The organism is Methylobacterium sp. C25 (genome assembly GCF_021352225.1).
Classification (GTDB): domain Bacteria; phylum Pseudomonadota; class Alphaproteobacteria; order Rhizobiales; family Beijerinckiaceae; genus Methylobacterium.
On sequence record NZ_JAAUVI010000003.1, the window covers coordinates 55133 to 76604 of the forward strand.

17 protein-coding genes are annotated in these 21472 nt (G+C 66.7%); 7 read left to right on the plus strand and 10 right to left on the minus strand.

Going from position 1 to position 21472, the window contains the following annotated elements; all coding sequences use genetic code 11:
- Positions 1-352: 352 nt before the first annotated feature.
- Positions 353-1729: an AcvB/VirJ family lysyl-phosphatidylglycerol hydrolase gene (locus HCU64_RS10125; RefSeq protein ID WP_233383734.1), complete on the minus strand. Its 1377-nt coding sequence runs from the start codon at positions 1727-1729 to the stop codon at positions 353-355.
- Entirely contained in the window at positions 1726-4383 is a 2658-nt protein-coding gene (mprF, locus tag HCU64_RS10130) for a bifunctional lysylphosphatidylglycerol flippase/synthetase MprF (RefSeq protein ID WP_233383735.1), read from the minus strand. The genes HCU64_RS10125 and mprF overlap by 4 nt, the downstream gene beginning before the upstream one ends.
- Before the next feature lie 535 nt (positions 4384-4918).
- Between mprF and HCU64_RS10135 the strand changes: the two genes are divergently transcribed.
- From HCU64_RS10135 to HCU64_RS10145, 3 genes are all read left to right on the plus strand, one after another.
- Positions 4919-5110 (plus strand): hypothetical protein, encoded by a 192-nt coding sequence (locus HCU64_RS10135; RefSeq protein WP_233383736.1) that lies wholly within the window; start codon positions 4919-4921, stop codon positions 5108-5110.
- A gap of 85 nt (positions 5111-5195) precedes the next feature.
- Positions 5196-6383, plus strand: coding sequence for a pyridoxal phosphate-dependent aminotransferase (locus HCU64_RS10140; RefSeq protein WP_233383737.1), 1188 nt, complete (start codon positions 5196-5198; stop codon positions 6381-6383).
- A 248-nt stretch (positions 6384-6631) separates the two neighbouring features.
- Positions 6632-6844, plus strand: a complete 213-nt coding sequence (locus HCU64_RS10145; protein ID WP_233383738.1) for a hypothetical protein — start codon at positions 6632-6634, stop codon at positions 6842-6844.
- A 37-nt stretch (positions 6845-6881) separates the two neighbouring features.
- On the opposite strand, the gene HCU64_RS10150 is transcribed toward HCU64_RS10145, so the two are convergent.
- Positions 6882-7100 carry a hypothetical protein gene (locus HCU64_RS10150; RefSeq protein ID WP_233383739.1) on the minus strand — a complete coding sequence of 73 codons (219 nt, stop codon included), beginning with the start codon at positions 7098-7100 and terminating at the stop codon, positions 6882-6884.
- Between the two features lie 691 nt (positions 7101-7791).
- Between HCU64_RS10150 and HCU64_RS10155 the strand changes: the two genes are divergently transcribed.
- Together HCU64_RS10155 and HCU64_RS10160 are read left to right on the plus strand one after the other, a co-directional pair.
- Positions 7792-9996 carry a transglycosylase domain-containing protein gene (locus HCU64_RS10155; protein WP_233383740.1) on the plus strand — a complete coding sequence of 735 codons (2205 nt, stop codon included), beginning with the start codon at positions 7792-7794 and terminating at the stop codon, positions 9994-9996.
- 239 nt (positions 9997-10235) lie between these two features.
- Entirely contained in the window at positions 10236-10616 is a 381-nt protein-coding gene (locus tag HCU64_RS10160) for a PilZ domain-containing protein (RefSeq protein WP_233383741.1), read from the plus strand.
- Positions 10617-10628: 12 nt separating this feature from the next.
- On the opposite strand, the gene ppa is transcribed toward HCU64_RS10160, so the two are convergent.
- Positions 10629-11165 (minus strand): inorganic diphosphatase, encoded by a 537-nt coding sequence (gene ppa, locus HCU64_RS10165; RefSeq protein WP_233383742.1) that lies wholly within the window; start codon positions 11163-11165, stop codon positions 10629-10631.
- Between the two features lie 228 nt (positions 11166-11393).
- On the minus strand, positions 11394-11900 hold the full coding sequence (locus HCU64_RS10170) for a GNAT family N-acetyltransferase (RefSeq protein ID WP_233383743.1): 507 nt from the start codon (positions 11898-11900) through the stop codon (positions 11394-11396).
- A 165-nt stretch (positions 11901-12065) separates the two neighbouring features.
- Between HCU64_RS10170 and HCU64_RS10175 the strand changes: the two genes are divergently transcribed.
- Both HCU64_RS10175 and HCU64_RS10180 read left to right on the plus strand, forming a co-directional pair.
- Positions 12066-12791, plus strand: a complete 726-nt coding sequence (locus tag HCU64_RS10175; RefSeq protein WP_233383744.1) for a fused DSP-PTPase phosphatase/NAD kinase-like protein — start codon at positions 12066-12068, stop codon at positions 12789-12791.
- Between the two features lie 8 nt (positions 12792-12799).
- Positions 12800-13807 carry a WcbI family polysaccharide biosynthesis putative acetyltransferase gene (locus tag HCU64_RS10180; protein WP_233383745.1) on the plus strand — a complete coding sequence of 336 codons (1008 nt, stop codon included), beginning with the start codon at positions 12800-12802 and terminating at the stop codon, positions 13805-13807.
- Positions 13808-13818: 11 nt separating this feature from the next.
- Here the strand turns inward: HCU64_RS10180 and lpxD are convergent, their stop codons facing one another.
- The 5 genes from lpxD to HCU64_RS10205 all read right to left on the minus strand — a co-directional run bounded on the left by lpxD (position 13819) and on the right by HCU64_RS10205 (position 21435).
- Positions 13819-14880 carry a UDP-3-O-(3-hydroxymyristoyl)glucosamine N-acyltransferase gene (gene lpxD / locus HCU64_RS10185; RefSeq protein ID WP_233383746.1) on the minus strand — a complete coding sequence of 354 codons (1062 nt, stop codon included), beginning with the start codon at positions 14878-14880 and terminating at the stop codon, positions 13819-13821.
- 152 nt (positions 14881-15032) lie between these two features.
- A complete protein-coding gene (gene bamA / locus HCU64_RS10190) occupies positions 15033-17618 on the minus strand; it encodes an outer membrane protein assembly factor BamA (protein ID WP_233383747.1) in 2586 nt (861 codons plus the stop codon).
- Positions 17619-18072: 454 nt separating this feature from the next.
- Entirely contained in the window at positions 18073-19233 is a 1161-nt protein-coding gene (rseP, locus tag HCU64_RS10195; RefSeq protein WP_233383748.1) for an RIP metalloprotease RseP, read from the minus strand.
- 148 nt (positions 19234-19381) lie between these two features.
- The gene (gene dxr, locus HCU64_RS10200; protein WP_233383750.1) at positions 19382-20557 is read right to left on the minus strand and encodes a 1-deoxy-D-xylulose-5-phosphate reductoisomerase; all 1176 of its coding nucleotides are present in this window, start codon (positions 20555-20557) and stop codon (positions 19382-19384) included.
- 11 nt (positions 20558-20568) lie between these two features.
- A complete protein-coding gene (locus HCU64_RS10205) occupies positions 20569-21435 on the minus strand; it encodes a phosphatidate cytidylyltransferase (RefSeq protein WP_233383751.1) in 867 nt (288 codons plus the stop codon).
- Positions 21436-21472: the final 37 nt, after the last annotated feature.

Below are 21472 nucleotides of genomic sequence, written 5' to 3' on the forward strand. Positions count from 1 at the left end.
AGTGGTAGATGAACCCCAAAAGACACATGCGACAGCTTTTGAGTAGAGAAGCTGAAACGCTCTATTCCCCACTGGTTTCAGAGCGGGGGTAACCTGTGGAGAGCGAGGCTTTAGCTTAACGAATTCAACTTGAGGACTGATCGGCCTGGTGAGAGACCTCTTTTGTCGCCCCCTCTTTTAGAACTTTTCCAGATTTCTGCTTCAGCGGCATAGTGGCCATCCTTGGCATCAACTGGCGGCGAGGCATCGGGCCCTCGCACTGCGCCCGCGACGGGGCTGGGCCAAAAGCCGCTGCGTGCAAGTAAAGACCGAGCAATCATCTTGACCCATCGGGCCGAGAGCGGGCCAGCCTTCACCGAGGCAGCCGCGCTTCCCCGATGATCCGTCGGGCAAGCGCCGGATAGTCACCGTCGAAATGGTGGCCGCCGTCGATGAGGAGGCGGCGCGTGCCCGCGAGGCTCGGGTCGAGGCACGGCGTCGTGTCGTCTTCCTTCGAACCGTAGACGCAGAGCACCCGTTCGGCAGGAAGCGCCGCGAGCTGCGGCAGAACCGCATGCGCGCCGCCATAGCCGAGCCAGCCTTTCACCGAAACGCTGAAGCTCGTACTGCGTCCCGGTGCCAGCAACGCGATCAGCCGGGTGCGATCACGGATCGATGCAGGCAGGTAGCTCCAGGAGAACGGAAACAGATCGGCGCCGAAGGAGTAGCCCAGCACGATCACCGGTAGCGTCCCGTCGGGATCGGCGCCGCGCAGCATCGCCGCGAAATCCGCCGCCACTGTCTTGGGCTCACGGTCGGTCCAGAAATAGCGGAGCGCGTCGAGCCCGACCACGTGGATGCCATCGCGGGTCAGGTGTTCGCCGATGGTCTTATCGATGTCGCGCCAGCCGCCATCGCCGGAGAAGAACACCGCCACGGCCCTGGCCTTCCCCGTCGCAGGCAGATCGACAAGCGGCAGGCCGCCGATACCTGCATCCTGCGCAGCGATCGCCGCGGCGGCATCAACGACGGCCGAGACGCGACGGGCAGGATCGGTCTCGGCATGCCGTTCGACCGCGAACGGACCAGCGCCCGCGGCCGCGTCGGGAGCGGCTGCCATGGGGGCCGCGCTCACGACGGTAAGCTGAGCCTGCGTCTTCACCGGCAGCGGGTAGGCATAGCCGCCGGACACCGGGACCGGGGCCGCCACGGGGGCCTTGTCGTCGCAGATCGGGCGCGCAGTCGCGAAGGATTCGGCGGGATCGAGCGCGACGCCTCCGCCGAGGGTAGCGGCGAAGGTCCGCCCCAGGATCGCCTCAGTGAGCGCGCCCCCCTCACCGAGCCCGACGAGAACCGGCCGGAGGTAATTTCCGCCCTTGAGCGAGCGCTGTGCCTCCTTGGCCAGCAGCTCAACGTCGACGATCGGTCGGATGCAGGGCGTCGTGTCGCGGTTGAGCGACGCGCGCCATGTCTCGAGGTCGAGCTGGAGTACGATGAAGCCGCGCCCGCGCAGGGCCGCACCCATGGCGCGCTCCGGCTCTCCGGTCCCTCCGGCTCCGGAGACGACCGCCGCCAGCCCGACCGGTGCTCCGGCAGGGGCCAGCACCTCAACGTTCTCGAGATGCGAGGAGGAAATGCGCTCGGGAACGATTGCGGTCCCGCCGGTCAGACCAGCGAAAGTCCAGACCAGCCCGAGAGTGGCCGCCAGAAGAACCGCCCCGCCGATGGCGAGGCGGAGGCGGCGGGTCATCGCCGGATCAAGCCGAAGGGCGAGCCGTTCACCAGCGTCGCGACATCGAGCAGCGTCTTGGGCGTCTGCAGTCCACCGGGGCAGACCAGGTAGTAGGGCGTCCAGACCGGGTCGAACTTCTGCTTGAAGCTGCGCAGGCCGTCGAAGCTGTAGAGGTCGGCACCGCGCCGGTAGAGGAAGGCGCCAAAGCGGTTCCAACGCGAGGCGAGGCGCTTGTCGACGAGGCCTGAGAGCGGGGCAGCGCCGAGGTTGAACCAGCGGTAGCCCTCGTCCTTCGCTGCCAGCAGCAGGTTGGCGAAGAGCGCATCCATGATCACCTTCGAGGCATCCGGCGCATAGCGGATCAGGTCGATGGCGATCTCGTTGCGATCGGCGCCGCGCAGCAGGTTGGCGAAGGCGACGATGCGGCCTTCCTTGCGCATCACCGCGATGTCGAAGCGTGAGAGATAAGCGGGATCGAAGGCGCCCATCGAAAAGCGCTTCTCGCCGCCCTGCTTGAGTTCGAGCCAGGCATCGGAGACGTCGCGCAGGTCCGGCATGGCGGCACGGACGCGCTCGCGCGGCAAGATCTCGAAGGTCAGGCCCTCCTTCTCGGCGCGGCGCTGGCCGTAGCGGAGATCGTGGCGAGCCGGCCCCTTCAGCGAGAAATCCGCGAGCGGGACGCGAGCGACCTCGCCGAGCTTCAGCGCTGTGAGCCCCATGTCGAGGAACAGGGCAAGGTTTTCGGGTCCGACGCCGTAGAAGACCGGCCGTGCGGCGGCCCGGTCGGCGAGTTCACGGAACGACCAGGCGAGGTCCGCTTGGAGCCGGGCCGGACCGACGGGATCGCCAAGAGCGACAAGGCTGCGGCCGGCGCGGGCATACATCACGAAGCCCTCGCCGTCGGGCGAGGTCAGGAATTCCTTGTCGCCGAGCAGGGCCATCGCGGCCGAGGCGTTCGGCGCGGCCGCAACGAGATCGGCGATCGCTGAGGGCACAGCCGGCTCGGGTTCGCGGCGGCGGCCGCGATGATTGACGGCGCCGTCGAAGCCGACGGCAGCCAGCGCCACCATGAAGGCGAAGGAGGCGCGGGCGGCACCCGAACCACTTCCGTCCCAGGAGATCTGCCACCACAGGGCGTCGGCAACGGCGACATGGGTCCAGCCGAGGAAGCCGAGTCCGGCGGAAGCCGCGGTCAGCAACCCGCCCGCCGCCAGCGTCGAGCGCAATCCGGCCCGCTTCAGCCAAATCCGGCTCACAGCGAAGGGATTGGCCTTGGGGCAGCGATAGAACGAGCCACGGAACAGGGCGAGCAAGGCAGCGAGGACACCGAGAAGGGTCGCCTCTTCCCAGTCGAGCCCCTTGCCGAGCGCGAAGCCGGCGCCGAGCACCAGCAGCATCAGCGCTGCATTCCAGGCTCTCGCCAGGCGCCGGTACAACCCGCGCGCCAGCACCAGCAGCGCGATGCCGACGAGGCAGGAGGCGAAGTGCGAAGCCTCCATGAAGGGCACCGGCACCACGTCCGACAGGACGGCCATGCGCGAGGCGAGGTCGCGTGTCGCGCCGGAGGCCAGCAGCATCACGCCGCCGGCGAAGGCGATGGCGGACCAAACGGCCGGCACCGTCGGCTCGAGGAAGCGCAGGGAGGCCTGGATCGGCTCACGACGACGATACAACTCGAGGCCGGCGAGGCCGGTCAGCGCGAGGCAGAACGGCAGCAGCATGTAGATGATGCGATAGCCGAGCAGCGCCGCGAACAGGTCAGGTCGGTCCGCGAGGCCGAGGCTCGCCAGCAGGGTCGCCTCGAAGGCGCAGAGACCGCCCGGCGCGTGGCTCGCGATACCGACGACGGTGGCGGCGATATAGGCGAGCAGGAAAGCCGGGAAGCCGGGCGCCACGTCTGGCGGCAGCAGCACGTAGAGTGTGCCGGCGGCCGCTGTGATGTCGACGATACCGGCGCAGATCTGAAGCAGCGCCGCGCGGGAGGTCGGAAGGCGCAGCTCGAAGCCCCGCACGCGTAAGGTCCGGGAGGTCGGGCCGAGCCAGATCAGCGATCCGGCGACGAGGCTCAGGACCGCCAAACCGAGCAAGGCGGCGAGCTGGGACGTGGTGTCGCCGAAGCCGGCGAAATGCTCGGGACCGCAGATCAACGCGAGCGCCGCCATCGTGACGAGCGAGATCAGCAGCGCGAACCACGAAGCCCCGAGCACGCGCCCAACATCGGCGAGCCCCGAGGCCCGCGATCCGTAGGCGCGCACGCGATAGGCGCCCTGCGTCAGAAGTGGAAAACCGAGGGCGTTCGAGACGGCGTAGCCGCCGGCACCCGTCGCAAGGGCCGCGATCCGGGGAATGCGCCCCGGCGCCACAGCCTCGACGGCGATGAGGTCGTAGATCGCGATGGCGGCGAAGCTCACTGCCGTCAGCACCAGCGCCAGCATCAGCGACGCATCGGGAATCTGGTCGTAGGCCTTCGTCACCGAATCGATCGAAACCCGGCCGATCGTGCGATGAATCGCGATCGCAGCCATGACCGTCAGGCACAGGCCGACGGCGCGCGGCAGGGCACGCCCGATCAGTCGCCAATGCGACCGCGGGTCTGGAAGCGCCGCGACCTGTTCCTCGGCCTGGACCGAAGCAGAGGACGGTGTCGATGAAGGCATCGGCGATGAGGACATGAAGGCGGGCCGGGTGTCTCCGGAGGGTACCGCGAACGCCGTGACCACCTGGGTGGCCCCGTCACGCGCTTGTCCGCCATCGAACCCGAATGTTGCGTGAATGAGGCGAAGAAATACACATGCGACGCACAAATTGAATGCAGAATGCACGCTTGTGCGGCGAATTCACAACTCTGTGGGGGATGCTAAGCCGTTCCCGTGAAATCGCTCTTCGGCGCTCGCGGCGGAAACGCAGCGTTCTCGACGGCGCCCCAAGCCCCGGCACCGTCATGGCGGGGCCTTGGAGCAGAGCCCTAGTTCCACCCGAGATGCCGCACGCGACATATGGTCGAGGCCTTGGTGCCCCCCAGTCTCGCCTGTGCTGCCCCGCGATGACGGTTCGGGCCAAATCCGGCTGCGAACGCCACAACCCGTAAATTCCGCCGTGGAACCCACGATCGTCGCGCAAAGGTGTCCCATTGCCGGGAAAGCGGTGCTATGAGCACCTGTTTTCCGGATGCGGGGACCCGACCCCGCTCAACGTGAGTGATTGTCCATGAACCCGCTGGTTCCGCTCGGTATTCTCTTCCTCCTGCCGCTCACCGCGATCGGTCTCGTGCTCTACACCGATACCGGCGTCTCTCCGGACCTGTTCTACGCGGCGGTGAAGACTTCGGTGATCCTCGTCGTCATCGGCGGCGCGATCTCCTTCGCGGCCAGCAAGCTCGCCGAACGCTCGAACGGCTGATTTCTTGCTCGCGCGTTGTCCGAGAGTGGCCCGTGGCCGCCTCGGCTCCGCGCGATGAGCGGGGGCTCAACCGAACGAGGACCTTATGCTCCACGTCGTCCCCGCTTTCGACCGTATTGGCGAAGAGAACGCCTTCGCCGTCCTGGCGCGGGCGAATGCGCTCGCCTCGGAAGGCCGAGACATCATCAATCTCGGCATTGGCCAGCCCGACATGCCGACGCCGGCCCATATCGTCGAAGCCGGCATCAAGGCGCTTCGCGACGGGCATCACGGCTACACACCGGCCGTGGGAATCCCTCCTCTGCGAGAGGCGGTCGCCGAGGACATCTGGCGGCGTCATCAGGTAACGGTCCTGCCTGATTCCGTGATGATCGTGCCGGGCGGCAAGGTCACCATGTTCATGGCGATCCTGATGTTCGGCGAGCCCGGGGTCGAGATCCTGTATCCGGACCCGGGATTCCCGATCTACCGCTCGATGATCGAGTTCACTGGCGCGACGCCGGTGCCGGTGCCGATCCGCGAGGAGAACGGCTTCGCATTCTCCGCTGAGGAGACACTGGCGCTGATCACGCCGAAGACCCGGCTGCTCATCGTCAACTCGCCGGCCAACCCGACCGGCGGCGTCACACCGAAAGCCGAAATCGACACACTGGTCGCAGGCCTCGCGGGGCATCCGGACGTCTGCGTGATGTCCGACGAGATCTACGGGACGATGACCTATGACGGGGAGCAGCACCACTCGCTGCTGAAATACGACGAGATCCGAGATCGGCTGATCTATCTCGACGGCGCCTCGAAGACCTACGCGATGACCGGCTGGCGGCTCGGCTGGTCGGTCTGGCCGAAGAAGCTCTACGAAGCCGCGCGCAAGCTCGCGGTGAACGCGCATTCCTGCGTCAACGCCTCGACCCAGTGGGCCGGGATCGCCGCCCTGAACGGGCCGCAGGATTGCGTAGCCGAGATGGTCGCGGAGTTCGACCGACGCCGCAAGATCGTCGTCGACGGCCTCAACGCGCTGCCGAACGTCTCCTGCATCTCGCCGAAGGGGGCCTTCTACGCGTTTCCCAACGTCTCCAAGACCGGCTGGAAAGCCAAGAAGCTTGCTTCCGCGCTGCTCGAAGAGGCGGGTGTCGCGGTGATTGGAGGCCCGGATTTCGGGGTCTGCGCGGAAGGCTACATCCGGCTGTCCTACGCAAACTCCGCCGAGAACATCCGCAAGGCCCTTGCGCGAATGAACGACTTTCTCGCGAACACGCGCGCCGACCGGGCCTGATCCCGGAGTCGAACGAAAAAGCCCGCCACGGCGAACCGGGCGGGCTGAAAGCAATGAGAGCCGCCTTGGACGGCTGGGCCGGCAATGGCCTGGATCGCAAGGGCCGTGATTCTCGCGACAGCACGATGACGGAGGCGAGGTGAGGCCCGCGATGGGGGCCTCAACGGCCACGTCTCACAAACTCCAAGATCCCGTCTCCGGCCGGCCCGATTGGCACCCTACCCCATGCCCGACTTCAGGGGACGGGCATGCAGGACGCCGCAACAGTGCCGGCCAGCGAGATCGATCAGTTCGTTGCCGTCTATCTTCGGGATGCGGATAGCGATCCCTATCGTGCACTTCGCCTCGCCGTCGCCGATCTGATCAAAGTCAGCATCGACGCCCGTCTCACCGAACTCGAGTTGCAGCGCGTGATCTCCCCGGGATACCTGCGCCAGCCTCCGCTCGATCACGTCGCCTAGAGAGGCGAGCCTCTCGCGCCGGCGTCGTGCGGGCCTGTCAAATGTTTGAGCCGGGATCGCGCGGCGGGTGTCCGCAGGCGAACCGCTCGATCCGCCAACGCTCGTGCTCGTGATCGTTCTGCCACCCCGCCATCGCCGGCTGGGCGAGCCTCAGGCACTGAATCGGCGTCTGCACCGCTTCATCGAAAAAATACGTGCGGGTGACGCAGTGCGCCGGGTTTGCGGCGAGACAGGTGACGAAATAGAGGCCGATCATGCGAGGGTCACTCCCTGGCGGCGTGCGGCGCTTCCTCCGAAAGGCGTGTTGCAAGCCGTGTGCCCATCCTGGTGAACCGGGGGCCAAACGGGTTGGTTCAGCGCCAGCACAGCCACGACAAAGCCCGCTCCGGGATTAGACGCATCCGGGCGGGCTCTGAAGCCGGGCTCCCTCGCTTGCTCTGCGTGGACCCGAAACGGTGATACGTGGGGACGCGGGTGAAAAGTTTCGGCTAGGCCCGGCGCCTGCTCCGCCAACGGCGGGCTTGCTGCAACGATCGCAAGTCACGACAACCTTCGCGCGGCCGGCACTCGACTTCTGATTACTTTGCCGACCATGCACGGATGAGAAAAGAGCGCACATCTCGTTTGAGATGCGCGCTCCAAGGCGGTTCTTCGTCTCAGGTAAGAACTGAAGCCGCCTCTAGCGTCGGCAGGTCCTACCGGCTGTAGCGCGGCCGCAACAGCGCGCGAGCCGGCTCCGTCATCGAACCGTCACACCGCCGAGCCCAACAGAGCGGGCAGCATCGAGCCACGTGCGTGCGCAAGGTCACGCCTAAGTCTATGTCCCTGCTCCATAATCGAAAAAGGTAGGTTAACGCTCCCTAAACCCGCCGCAATTACCGTGCGGAACCGGCACCGGCCGGGCTCGCTCTCATGCGGCTCCGGGCGGAACGGGTCAGATCGGGCACATGGCAAACGGACGCGGGCGGACGACGAGGCAGGAGCCGAACTTCGACGCGCCAGAAGGCCGCGGCGCGGATCGCGGTTCCGACCTCCGCATGTCGGCAGCCGATCGCGCAGGGGGCAGCGTGGCGAAGCGCGGATCGGGTTCGACGGAACGCGGCGGCCGGCAACCGGCCAAGGGCGGCGGCGGACGCGGCAAGGGCGGCGGTGGCGGACGCAGTCGCTCGCGTCGTCGCGGCTCCATTCTGGGCAAGCTCGTCTACACCTGCGTCGTGCTCGGCCTGTGGGCGGTGATCGGCGTCGCTGGCCTCGTGGCCTACCACGCCTCGCAACTGCCGCCGATCGATCAGCTCAGCGTTCCGAAGCGCCCCCCCAACATCGCCATTCTCGCCAGCGACGGCTCGCTGCTGGCCAATCGCGGCGAGACCGGCGGCCGCACGGTTTCAATCAAGGAACTGCCGCCCTACCTGCCGCGCGCCTTCGTGGCGATCGAGGACCGGCGCTTCTACGACCATTTCGGCGTCGATCCCGTCGGCATCGCCCGCGCGGTCGTGCAGAACCTGACCCGCCGCGGCGTCTCGCAGGGCGGCTCGACCCTGACGCAGCAGCTCGCCAAGAACCTGTTCCTGACGCCGGAACGCTCCGCATCGCGAAAGATCCAGGAGGCGATCCTGGCTCTGTGGCTGGAGCACAAATACTCGAAGGACGAGATCCTCGAACTCTACCTGAACCGCGTCTATTTCGGCGCCGGCGCCTATGGCGTCGAGGCGGCCGCGCAGCGCTATTTCGGCAAGCCCGCCAAGAACGTCAGCCTCGCCGAGGCGGCCATGCTCGGCGGCCTGGTTCAGGCGCCCTCGCGCCTCGCTCCGAACCGCAATCTGAAGGCGGCCCAGACACGCGCAGCCCAGGTGCTTGCGGCCATGCAGGAACTCGGCTTCGCCAAGGAGCCGGACGTCAAGGTCGCGCTGGCCCAACCCGCGCGGACCTATTCGAGCCGAGGCGGCGGCTCGGCCAACTACGTCGCCGACCTCGTCATGGACGTGCTCGACGACTTCCTGCCGAAGTTCGACGCGGACATCGTGGTCTCGACCACCGTCGATTCCAGCCTCCAGGCTGCAGCGGAAAAGGCCCTCGTCGACGAGTTGAACGCCAAGGGCGTGCGCTACAATGTCGGCCAGGGCGCGCTGGTCTCGATGAAGCCGGACGGCGCGGTCCGCGCACTGATCGGCGGCCGCGATTACGCTCAGAGCCAGTTCAACCGCGCGACGACCGCCAAGCGCCAGCCCGGCTCATCGTTCAAGCCCTTCGTCTACCTCTCCGCCGTCGAGCGTGGCCTGACGCCGGACACGGTGCGCGACGACGCGCCGATCAAGATCGGCAACTGGTCACCCGAGAACTACACGCACGCCTACCATGGCCCAGTGACACTGCGGGACGCTCTGGCGCAGTCGCTCAACACTGTCGCGGTGCGACTCGGCCAGGAGGTCGGTCCCAAGACCGTGGTGCAGACCGCGCAGCGGCTTGGCATCTCGTCATCGCTGCAGGCCAACGGCTCGATCGCGCTGGGCACCTCCGAGGTGACCCCGATGGAGATGGTCGGTGCCTACTGTGCCTTCGCCAATGGTGGCACGGGCGTGATCCCCTACGTCATCGCGAGCATCAAGAGCGCGGACGGCAAGGTGCTCTACAAGCGCGGTGCCGGCGGGCTCGGCAAGGTCATGTCGGCGGATGCAGACGGCATGATGAACGCGATGATGCACGAGACCTTTGTCAGCGGTACCGCGCGGAAGGGCGACATCCCCGGCTGGGATCTCGCCGGCAAGACCGGCACCAGCCAGGATTACCGTGACGCCTGGATGATCGGCTTCTCGGGCTCCCTCGTCACCGGCGTCTGGCTCGGCAACGATGACGGCGAGTCGACCAAGAAGGCCACCGGCGGCAGCCTGCCGCTGGAGATCTGGAAGACCTACATGACCACCGCTCTCAAGGGCGAGAAGCCGGTGCCGCTGCCCAACATGAACCGCTGGCACGCGCGGCCCGAGGCGGCCGTGGCGCAGGCGGCCCCGAACCCGATCGGCGACATCATCGGCGCGATCACGGGCGAACCGCAGCAGACCGCCTCGACCCGTCCGCCGCCGCCGCAGCAGCGCCGCCGTGGCGGGGACGACCGCAACTTCTTTGAGAAGCTGTTCGGCGTCGGAGAGGATTAGGGGCGATCGGGCTCGGCCCGGCCGGGTGATGGCTGAGATCCTCGCGGCAGGACATCGCGAGGCTCATTGGGTCCGACGCCTGAGGACGAAGATCGCCCGCGATGTCGAGGCCTCCCTCTGGAAGAGTGTTTGCCACAGGCGGCATAGCTTAGCTGTGGCTGTCAAGTCCGCTTAACTGCTCGGAAACCGACAACCTACGGTGCTTACGCGTATAGTCTCCATCAACTGGGAGAACATTCGTGATTGAGCGCAGAAGACGGCCGCGCGTCCGCGTAGACAGCGTTGGGCACATCATTACAAAAAAAGGAAATCCGATCGCCTGTCGGGTTGTCGACCGGTCACCGGACGGGGCGAGACTATTCGTCGACAGTGTCTTCGGTATTCCCAACGAGTTCAGGCTCGTCATCCAGAAGACCAGCGAAAGTTTTACGACGAACGTCGTCTGGCGCAGTCCGCAGGAACTCGGCGTTGCCTTCGTCGAGACGCATGGCGTGATGGCGCTCACGCCGGGCAACGCTGATCGGGAGCCGATCGATCTCGCTCAATATCGCGGTCCCGAGGGCTTCGCGCCGGAACCGCAGGGCGGTTCCCTGATCTCCGGCGCGACTTGCGACATCTAGGCGTGGCTCAGATCAGGCCTTGCTGGCCTTCTCGCGCTCGATGCCTTCGAGGATGAGGCGGTGTGCCTCTTCCTTGTCGCCCCAGCGGACGACCTTCACCCACTTGCCGGGCTCCAGATCCTTGTAGTGCTCGAAGAAGTGCTGGATCTGGTGGATCGTGATGTCGGGCAGGTCGGTGTAGTTCTGGATGCGCTCGTAGCGCGCCGTGAGGTGGCGCGAGGGCACGGCGATGATCTTCTCGTCCTCGCCGGCATTGTCCTCCATCACCAGCACGCCGACCGGACGCACGCTCATGATGGCGCCCGGAGCTATCGCGCGCGTGTTGGCGACGAGCACGTCGCACGGATCGCCATCGCCCGAGAGCGTGTGTGGGATGAAGCCGTAATTCCCCGGATAGACCATCGAGGTATAGAGGAAGCGATCGACGACGAGAGCGCCGGACTTCTTGTCCATCTCGTATTTGATCGGCTCACCGCCGATCGGCACCTCGATGATGACGTTGACGTCGTGAGGCGGGTTCTTGCCGATCGAGATGTTGTCGATGATCATCAGAGCGGTTCCTGCGGACCTTAGATCATGATGCGTATTGATGGACGCCATCAAACGCAGGGAACATGATCGATTCAAAGAGTTAGAGCAGGCTGCGAAAAACCGTCGCCACCTTTTCGCAGCCTGCTCTAGGAGAGATACTCTGCTCTCCTGCCGCAGGCTTCTAAACCGCTCCGCGCGCCAAGGAAATCGGCCGTTCGGCCATAGCCGAGGCCGACGACCGAGGTTTCAGCCGAAAATGTAAGCGACTTTCGGCAAGCACGAGCCCGAGACCCGCTCTATCGCCTCCGGCCCCGCCCGGCCGCCGAGGGTTTCGTAGAAGGCACGGGCGCGATGATTGTCCGCGAGCGCCCAGACGCCGACGCGGGCGAGCCCGTGGTCGGCGAGATCGTTGCGCACCGCGCGAAACAGGCGCGAGCCGAGCCCCAGCCCCTGATATTCCGGCGCGACGTAGAGTTCGTCGACTTCTCCCTCGACGGTCAGCGAACGGTCACGCGCCCGTCCATAGGACGCGTAGGCGACGACCGTATCGCCGAATTCCATCACGGCGAGGCCGCGCCCTCGGCCGATCATGCCGCGCCAGACGCTCGGACCGCGCTTGCTGATGAATTTCTGCAGCGCCACGCCGGGGATGACGCCCTGATAGGCCTCCCGCCACGCGGCCTCAAACACCGCCGACAGCATCCCGATATCGTCCGGCTTGGCCCGGCGGATGCTGATCGTCTTCGTGCTCATGGATGCGCGGGCCTCCGAAGCAGGTTGGCGTATGATGTGGGCAAATGGAGCGCCGGGGCAATGGCGAAACCAAGGCGGCAGCCCCTCGCGTTGTCGGCCGCCGGGCCTCCTGATAGATCGGCGTCTCGGCACGCCCTGCCGAGACGCCCCGCGACCCATTCACTCGTGTTCAACCGCTACCTCTCCTTCGAGGCGCGCTCCGCGCGGCGCACGGCGCGCATCGCGCGGTTCGAGCAGCCCATTGCGGGGCCGCTCGCGCGCGCCGGAGCCTGGGCGAACATGCTGCTGCTCGACCACGGCGTCCTGCGGCTCGCCTATCTCAACCGGCACCGGGTCGGCAGTGGCCTGGTCTGGCGTTCGGCTCAGCCGACCCCGCATCAGCTCGCCTGGTTCAAGCGGCAGGGCGTGAAAAGCGTGATCTCCCTGCGTGGCGGGCGCGAGCATGGCTCCTGGCCGCTGCAGCGCGAGGCCTGCGAGCGGCAGGGCCTGACGCTCGTCGATCTCGTCCTGCGCTCGCGAGAGCCGCCCGCCAAGGAAACGATCCGCGAGGCCCAGGCACTCTTCGCCGAGATCGAGTATCCGGCCGTGATGCACTGCAAGTCTGGTGCAGATCGCGCCGGGCTCGGTGCCGCGCTTTTCCTGATCCTGCATGAGGGCGTGCCCGTGCGAGAGGCGACGCGGCAGCTTTCGGCCCGCTACGGACATTTCCGCTTCGCCAAAACCGGCATCCTCGATGCCTTCTTCGCCCACTACCTGCGTGACGGAGAAGCGCGCGGCCAGAGCTTTCTCGACTGGGTCGAGACGAGCTACGACCCCGAGGCACTCAGGCGCGAGTTCCGGCCGGGATTCTGGTCGGATCTCGTGGTCGACCGCATCATCAAGCGAGAGTAGTCGTCACCGTGTCGGTCCTGCAGACAGGGCGCCAGGCGCTGCGTGGCGTGCTGGCCCGGCTCCCGTGGCGCCCGGCAGCCCGCGATGTTTCGCATCGCGGCGGCCCGCGGATCGCCGTGATCGGCAACTGCCAGGCGCGAGGCGTCGCCCGCTCGCTCGAAGTGCTGCTGCCGGAGGCCGCCGTCACGCTGGTGCCGACCGGCCAGCTCGCCCGGCGCGCACGCACGATGCGCGCCTTCGCCGAGGGCTTGTCCGGCTACGATCACGTCTTCTCGCAACCCATCGCGGCGGGACATTTCCCTGATGGTGGCTCGGCGGAGTTGTTGGGGCTGCTGCCGCGGGCGCGGCTGTTTCCCCCGATCGTCTTCGCCGCCTTCCATCCCGACATGGTCTATGTCGGGGATCTGTCGGCCGGCGGGGGGAGCGGCCTGGTGCCATCGCCGCTCCACACCTACCACTCGGCGATCACGCTGTTCGGGTACCTGCGCGGCCTATCGGAGGAGCGCATCCTGCGTCTGTTCCGGGACGACGTGCTCGCCCGGCTCGGCTTCCTCGACGGATGGGATCTAGCGGCCGAAGACTTGGTTGGGACGAGCCGGGCGATCGGCTTCGATCTCGGCCCCGAATTGATGCGCTGGTCGCGCCGGGGGGCGTTCATGCACGGCATCAACCATCCCAAGCTGTTCGTGATGGCCGACATCGCGCAGCGGCTGGCGACAGAGGCCGGGCTCGCACCTGCGCCGCTTACGGTCGAGGCCTACCTTTCCGACGACCTGCTCGGCGAGGTGATCTGGCCGGTCTATCCGGCGGTGGCAGAGGCTTACGGCGTGAAAGGGTCCTACGTCTTCAAGGGTCGGGCGGCGCCGAAATCGGCCCCATCGGTCCTCGACCTCGCGGGGCTCGTCCGCGAGAGCCTCGCGCTCTATCAGACAATGCCGGGGGCGCGGCTGACCTGCTATCGCACCGAGCACTGGTCTCGCAGCTCCGAGGCCTGTGCCCTGTTCGATGCGGTCTGACCGGAGTTCCGTCAGGCCTCCGGATCGCTACCCTTATCGGCGCCGCGCTCGGCTAGACGGGCCAGCGTCGTGAGTTCGCGGAACCAGGCGCGAACGGGCTTGGCAGGCGTGCCGCCCCAGCGCGAGCCCGGCGGCACGTCGCGGTTCACGTTCGAGGAGCCGGCGATCTGTGAGCCCATGCCGATGCGCAGGTGGCCGACCACGCCGACCTGACCTCCGAGCACGACGTAATCCTCGAGCGTGGTCGATCCGGAGATGCCGACGCCCGACACGATCACGCAGTGGCGTCCGATGACGACGTTGTGGGCGATCTGTACGAGGTTATCGATCTTGGTCCCCTCCCCGATCACAGTGTCGCGGCTGGCGCCGCGGTCGATCGTGGTGTTGGCGCCGATCTCGACATCGTCCTGGACGATGACCCGGCCGATCTGCGGGACCTTGAGATGGCCGCCCGGCCCCATAGCGAAGCCGAAGCCGTCCTGCCCGATCCGTGCGCCAGGATGGACGATGACACGATTGCCCACGAGCGCATTCGTCAGGGTCGCGCCAGCCCCGATGGAAGAGTCGCGGCCGATGCAGACGCCGGGGCCGACGACCGCGCCGGGGCCGATGACGCTGCCGGAGCCGATCTCCGCGCCGGGACCGATCACGGCGCCGGGATCGACGCGCACGCCATCCTCCAAGCGAGCCTCGGGATGGACATGGGCGCCGGGCGAGACACCTGCGGCGGCGAAGAGGGAGCCCGGCCGCAGGGCATCGGGATACAGCCGGCCGAGCAGAACCGCGTAGGCCCGGTAGGGATCGCGGGTCACGAGCGCGATCGTCCGTTCGGGCACCCGGGCAGCGAAGCGCTTGGAGACGAGGCAGACACGCGCCCGCGTGGACTCCAGGGCGTCGCCGTAACGCGCATTGTCCATATAGGCGAGGTCGTCCGGCCCCGCGCTCTCCAACGAAGCGACACCGGTGACGACCGCGTCCGGGTCGGCCCCCTCGGGGAGTGCCACACCGGCTGCCTCGGCGATGCTGGCGAGGCTCAAGCTGCCGCTGGGCTTGAAGAAAATGCAGTCGGACATCGGGTGATCACGAGGGGCTGTTGGGTCCGGAAGGTCCAAGACCACGGATCGCCCCCGATGCCAACACGGCGCGTACGACAAAGCCCGGAAGCGGCGAACGCTTCCGGGCTTCTGGAGAGGACCGCCCGAGACCGGGCGAAGTATCGTTTCGATCAGAAGCGCGAGCCGCCCGAGAAGCGGAAGGCCTGCAGCTGGTCCTTGCCGACGCGGTAGAAGGAGCCGTCCGCGTTGTAGACCTTCTGGCCTTCGTCTCTGCTGAGGGCGTAGGCGTAGTCGAAGCGGATCGGTCCGAGCGGCGAGTTCCAGAGGATCGACGCACCGATCGACGAGCGGATGATCGGCTTGTCGCGGACGTTCAAGCACTCCGGCTCGACCTTGATCGCGTTGTTGCCGAAGTTGTTGTAGCCGCAGAAGCCACCGGGAGCGATGCCGTTGATGGCGCCGTCGCCGTTCACGTCGAACTGCGTCTTGCCGTTGTAGCCGAACAGCGTACCGGCATCGGCGAACACGGCACCCTTCAGGCCAAGATCCTTCGGGATACCCCAGATCGGGAACTGAACTTCGACCGTACCGCCGACATAGGTGGTGCCGCCGACGGCGTTCGACTGCGTGTCCGGGCTACCGATGTCACGCGGGCCGAGGCCGTTCGGGGCGAAACCGCGGACGAGCGATGGGCCGAGGAAGAACTGGTCGGTGATCCGCAGCTTCTCGTCGGTCAGAGCGGTGATGTTACCGCCCTGGATGCGGATGAAGCCGACGACGTCCTCGTAGAGCTCCTTGTAGTAGCGAGCATCACCGGTCACGCGGAAGAACTTCGAGTCACCGCCGAGGCCGGCGATATCGGGCTTGATCTCGCCGTAGAAGCCGTTGGTCGGCCGGGCGACGTTATCGAGCGTCGAGTAGGCGAGCGTCGCGCCGACAAGCGAGGTCAGCGTGCTGCCCTGCGATGCCTTGAGGGCGATCGAGGCCTCGCCGTCGTAGGCACAGGTCGGGTACGCAGCCAGACCACTGACGTTGCGGCCGCTGACGGGATCGATCGTACCGGGCGGGTTGAGCGCGGTGTAGCCCGGGATCGGGTTCGAGCAGTCGTTATAGGGCTGCTTGAGCGTGTTCGGGACCTTCAGCTCGGTGTTGTACAGCGAGTAGCGGAAAGTAACGCCGAGTTCCTGCGTGATCGGAAGGCCGATGCGGAGCTGGCCACCATAGACCGTGGTCTCGTAGCGCGAGTACCGGGTCAGGTCGGAGTACTTGTAGAAGGCGTCGAAACCGGCCGCGAGGCGGTAGCCGAGGAAGTACGGCTCGGTGAACGAGAAGTCGACGCCCTTGGCGTACTGGCCGCCGGTGCCGGCAATGCGGACATACTGGCCGCGGCCGAGGAAGTTCGACTCTGAGACCGAGACCTCACCGATGATGCCGTCCTGGGTCGAGTAGCCACCCGACACCGAGAACGAACCGGTGGGTTGATCCTCAACGTCGATGTTCACGACGACGCGGTCGGGCGCCGAGCCCGGCTCGTTGGAGAAGCGCACCTTCTTGAAGAAGCCGAGGCCATTCAGGCGGCGCTCGGCGCGATCGACCAGCACGCGGTTGTAGGCGTCGCCCTCGCCGAGATCGAGCTCGCGGCGGATGACGTAGTCGCGGGTACGGGTGTTGCCGCGGATGTTGATGCGCTCGATGTAGACGCGCGGGCCATCCTCGACCACGAAGCCGAGAGCAACCTGGTGCGTGTTGCGGTCGCGCTGACCGGTCGGGCGAACTTGGGCGAAGGGAAGCCCCTGGCGGTTGACCTCGGTGGTGATGCCGGTGAGCGTCTTCTCGACGTCTTCGGCATTGTAGACGTCACCCACTTGGGCGCGGACCTCGCCCTCGAGTGAGCCCTGATCGACGCCCGGCACGCGGGTATCAACGGAGACCGCACCGACGGTGTACTGCTCGCCCTCGTCAACGGTGACGGTGATGACCCAGCCGGCATCGCCGTCGGGACCACCATCCACGTAGCGGGCATCGGCGTTAACGACGCGGAAGTCGGCGTAGCCGTTGCGCAGGTAGTAGCGGCGAACGATCTCGAGATCGGAGGCGATGCGATCGGGATCGTAGACGTCCGAGGTCTTGATGAACGACAGGAAGTTCATCTCGGTGGTGGTCATCAGACCCTTGAGGGTCCGTTCCGAGTAGACGTTGTTGCCGACGAACAGGATCTCGCGGACGCCGGTCTTGTCGCCCTCGTCGATCTGGAAGACGACGTCGGTACGGCCGTTCTCGAGGTTGACCAGACGATAGCTGACCTTGGCGCCACCGCGGCCGGACCGGCGATAGGTCTCGCGGATGCGCTCGACGTCGGCCTTCACGACGGCGTCGCTCAGCGCGCCGCGATCCTTCGACTCGACGATGCCCTGCAGGGTCGCCTTCTCGAGCTTCTTGTTGCCCTCGAAGAAGACGCGGCCGATCACGTTGTTCTCACGCACGGTCACGACCGTGGTCCCGCCGCGGTTCGTCACCTTCACGTCAGAGAAAAGGCCAGTGGAGAGCAGGTTGCGGCGCGCCTCCTCGGGCGATCCGGACGCAGTCCCAGTCACGTAGGAGCGGATCGTGCCCGACTCCACTCTGCGGTTACCCTCAACGACGATCTGCTGCGCATAAGCAGCGCTGCCCACAACGACGCCGACGGCGGCAGTGGCGATCAGGACGATGGTCCGTTCCGCCGACTTGCGCCGGCGTTTCCCCGTCATCGACATCATGTATTCGCCCGTCTCTTTATTATCAGCACGGGTTCGCACCCGTAAGACGTCCGCCTTTGCGGCATGACGCCTTCTGGTCCCAGCCACGCTTCTATCGGGATTCCGAAGCGAAGCAACGGCTACGAGGGACGACCCGTCGGGATTCTGCTGGGTCGTGGCCTTCGGGCAACTTAACGATGAGGGGCTGTTTCGAACGATCGCACAACAGGGTGAACGAGTCGTAAACCACGAAAAAATCTCATGTTTCAGGAATGACCCGGAATTGTCTTCAGGGTTCGTGAACCATCGATTTTCGGACTTTTTCGTGGCAGGCAACCCGGCCGGCTGGCGCGGGTCGCGAAAGCGGATCTCCGCTATGGGCCGAGGTCACGAAACCCGGTGCCGCTCGCCAACAGCCAGCGTTCCGAGCGGCGCCTCGCCACCCTCGGAACGACGGCGAGGGCTGACGGAAACCTCAGGTTCCGCGGGCGGTCCAGGAGGCCACGACGTTGAAGATGTCGTTCTTCGTGGCGAAGATCATCAGCAGGGCGACGAGGCCGAGGCCGATGCGGAAGCCGATCTCCTGCACCCGCTCACTCAAGGGGCGGCCGCGGATCGCCTCGCAGGCGAAGAACAGCAGGTGGCCACCGTCGAGCAGCGGGATCGGGAAGAGATTCAGCAGACCGATCGACACCGAGAGGAAGGCGATCCAGTTGATGATGCCGCTGACACCGCCGACCCTGGCCACCTCGCCGGAGACCCGCGCGATCCCGATTGGCCCGGAGAGCTGATCCACCGATTCCCGGCCGACGATCAGCTTGCCCAGGAAGTCGAAGGTGCGCTCGACGATGAAGTAGGTCTCCTGTGAGCCGAGCACGAGCGAGTCGATCGGGCCGTACTGGACGAGCTTGCCCTCATCGCCCTTCAGCCCCTGGACGCCGAGGCGGCCCAGGCGATGCTTCCCGAAGGGCGTCGTCTCCTCGAACGTCTGGGGCGTTGCCGTCAGACGCGTCTCTGCACCGGCGCGCTGCACCGTGAAGACCAGGCTCGAATCGGCGCTTCCCGAGACGATGCGCTGCATGCCGCTGAAGGTATTGACCGCCTTGCCGTCGATCGACTTGATGACGTCGCCGGCCTCGAAGCCGGCGCGCGCGGCGGCGCTGTCCGGCATCACCGCGACGACCCGCGGCGGAATCTCGTAGCGCCCGCTCATCCAGATCGCGCCGCTGAACACCGAAATCGCGAGGATGAAGTTGGCGATCGGGCCGGCCGCAACGATGGCGGCTCGCTTGGCGACGGGCTGGGCAGGCAGGCTGACCGCGCGCTCGCGCGGGTCCATCCGGGCGATGGCCTCTGCATCCGGCACGCTGGCACCGTTCACGTCGCCGACGAATTTCACGTAGCCGCCGAGCGGGACGGCGCAGAGTTTCCAGCGCGTTCCGTTGCGGTCGTTGAAGCCAATGACCTCGGGCCCGAAGCCGATCGAGAAGGCGTGCACGCCGACGCCGCACCAGCGTCCGACGAGGAAGTGGCCCATCTCGTGGATGAACACCACCACGGTGAGCACCAGGACGAAGGTGAGCAGCGTACCGAAGAACCCGGTCGCCGTGCCGGTCATGGCCGTCAGAAAGTCCATCGTCTCATCCCTTCGCCACCACCGTCGTGATCCGGTCGGAGCTCGGATGCAAGCGTAGCAGCAACCGCGCATCGTCGCACGGTTAAGGCCCGGGGCGCGAGCCAGCCTAGCGAACGCTGCCCGCTTTCCCCGTTGTCCCCGGCTTGGCTCAGCCGGCCGCGCGGGTCTCGGGCAAGGTCTGCTCCGACCAAGTCCGCACCTCCGCATCGATGGCCAGGGCCTCGTCGATATCGGCCGGCGCCGCCCGGTAAATGGGGGCGAAGTGCTCGCAAGCCCGCTCCACCACCTCGGCAATGCCGTAGAAGGAGATCGCGCCGCGGATGAAGGCTGCCACGGCGATCTCGTTGGCCGCGTTCATGACCGTCGGCGCCGCACCGCCGTCGGCCAGGGCCGAGCGGGAGATCCGAAGGCAGGGAAAGCGCGTTTCGTCCGCCGGCTCGAAGGTCAGGCTGCCCGTGGCTGCGAGGTCGAGCCCCCTGCCCCGATCGATCGTCAGGCGATCGCCGAGTCCGAGGCAGTGCGCGATCGGCACGCGCATGTCCGGCATGGCGAGCCCAGCCGTCACCGCACCATCGCGCCAAGTGATCAGCCCGTGCACGATCGATTGCGGGTGCACGATGACGTCGAGGCGGTCGTGCCCGATGGCGAAGAGGTGATGCGCCTCGATCAGTTCGAGGCCCTTGTTCATCAGCGAGGCCGAGTCGATGTTGATCTTCATCCCCATCGACCAGGTCGGATGCTTTGCCGCCTCTGCCGCGCTCGCTGCCGCGATGCGCTCACGGGTCCAGGTGCGGAACGGTCCGCCGGAAGCCGTGATCGTCATCTTCGCCACGTCGGCGATCGGACCGCCGCCGAGCGCCTGCGCCAGGGCGTTGTGCTCGGAATCGACGGGAAGCAGCAGCGCGTTGTAGCGTTTGGCATCGCGCATGAAGGCATCGCCCGCGCAGACCAGGCTCTCCTTGTTAGCGAGCGCGATCGTGCGACCGAGCCTCAGCGCCGCATGCGTCGGCTTCAGGCCGGCCGCGCCGCTCACCGCAGCAACGACGATGTCGGCATCGCGCGCGACCGCCTCGAGCACTGCGCTTTCTCCAGCGCCGCTGGGGATACCCGAGCCCGACAACGCCTCCGCTAGCGCCGGTGCAGCGGTCTCGTCGGCGACGGCCGCGAAGGAGGCGTTCATCTCGCGTGCGAGCTTGCCGAGCGCCACCGCATCGCGGCCGCCGACGACGGAGCCGACCCGGAAGCGATCCTTGTGCTGCGCCAGCAGATCGACGGTGGAGGCGCCGATCGAGCCGGTAGCGCCGAGGATGGAAACGGTGAGCAAGGTATGTCCTCTCAGGCCGGCAAGGCGGTGCGGGCCAGGATAGCGTGAACGACGAGATATAGCCCGACCAGCACCGAGACGGCGAAAAAGCCGTCGAGCCGGTCCATCACGCCGCCATGGCCAGGGATCGACCGGCCCGAATCCTTCACGCCGTAGCGGCGCTTGAGCGAGGATTCGTAGAGGTCGCCGGCCTGGCTGATGACGGATGCCGCCGCACTCGCAAGAACGACGGCCAGGAGCGGCATCGCGGCGAATGCGCTCCAGCCAGAGTTCCGCGCGACGAGAACGACGGCGAGTCCGGCGAGGGTGCCCGCGACAAGGCCGCCGAGTGCCCCGGACCAGGTCTTCTTCGGACTGACGCGCGGCATCAGCTTTGGGCCGCCGATGGTTCGGCCGGTGAAGTAAGCGACGATGTCCGTGGACCAGACCACGGCGAACATCCAGGCCGGCCCCACCATGCCGATGCCGGGATCCTCGCGCAGCAGCGTCGGCACGAGGGCGATGATCGCCCCCCCGACATAGCCGGTGATGGCGTTGAGCCGCGCGGGCCATCCGCCCTGGGCGATTCCCAGCAGCGCGGCAGCGCCCAGCCCGCAGATTCCGAAAACCGCCCAGTCCGGCGCGCCGAGCACGATGGCAGCGCAGGTCGCGGCGATCGCCAGCGCGTTCACGAAAGTCAGGATTAGCAGCGGCGAGGTCCGGCTGATCGTGAACCATTCGTTGGCGCCGACGGCGCCCGCGACGATCCAGATCAGCGCGAACGGCCAGCCGCCGAGGACCAGCGCACCGAGCACGATGGCGCCCAGCACGACGGCCGATGCGAAGCGCGCGAAGAACTCGCGTGTCGCAAAACTCTGCGTCGGTCCGGAAGCACTCATCCGGCGCGTCTCCGCGCTAAGGCTTGGCCGATCGCCG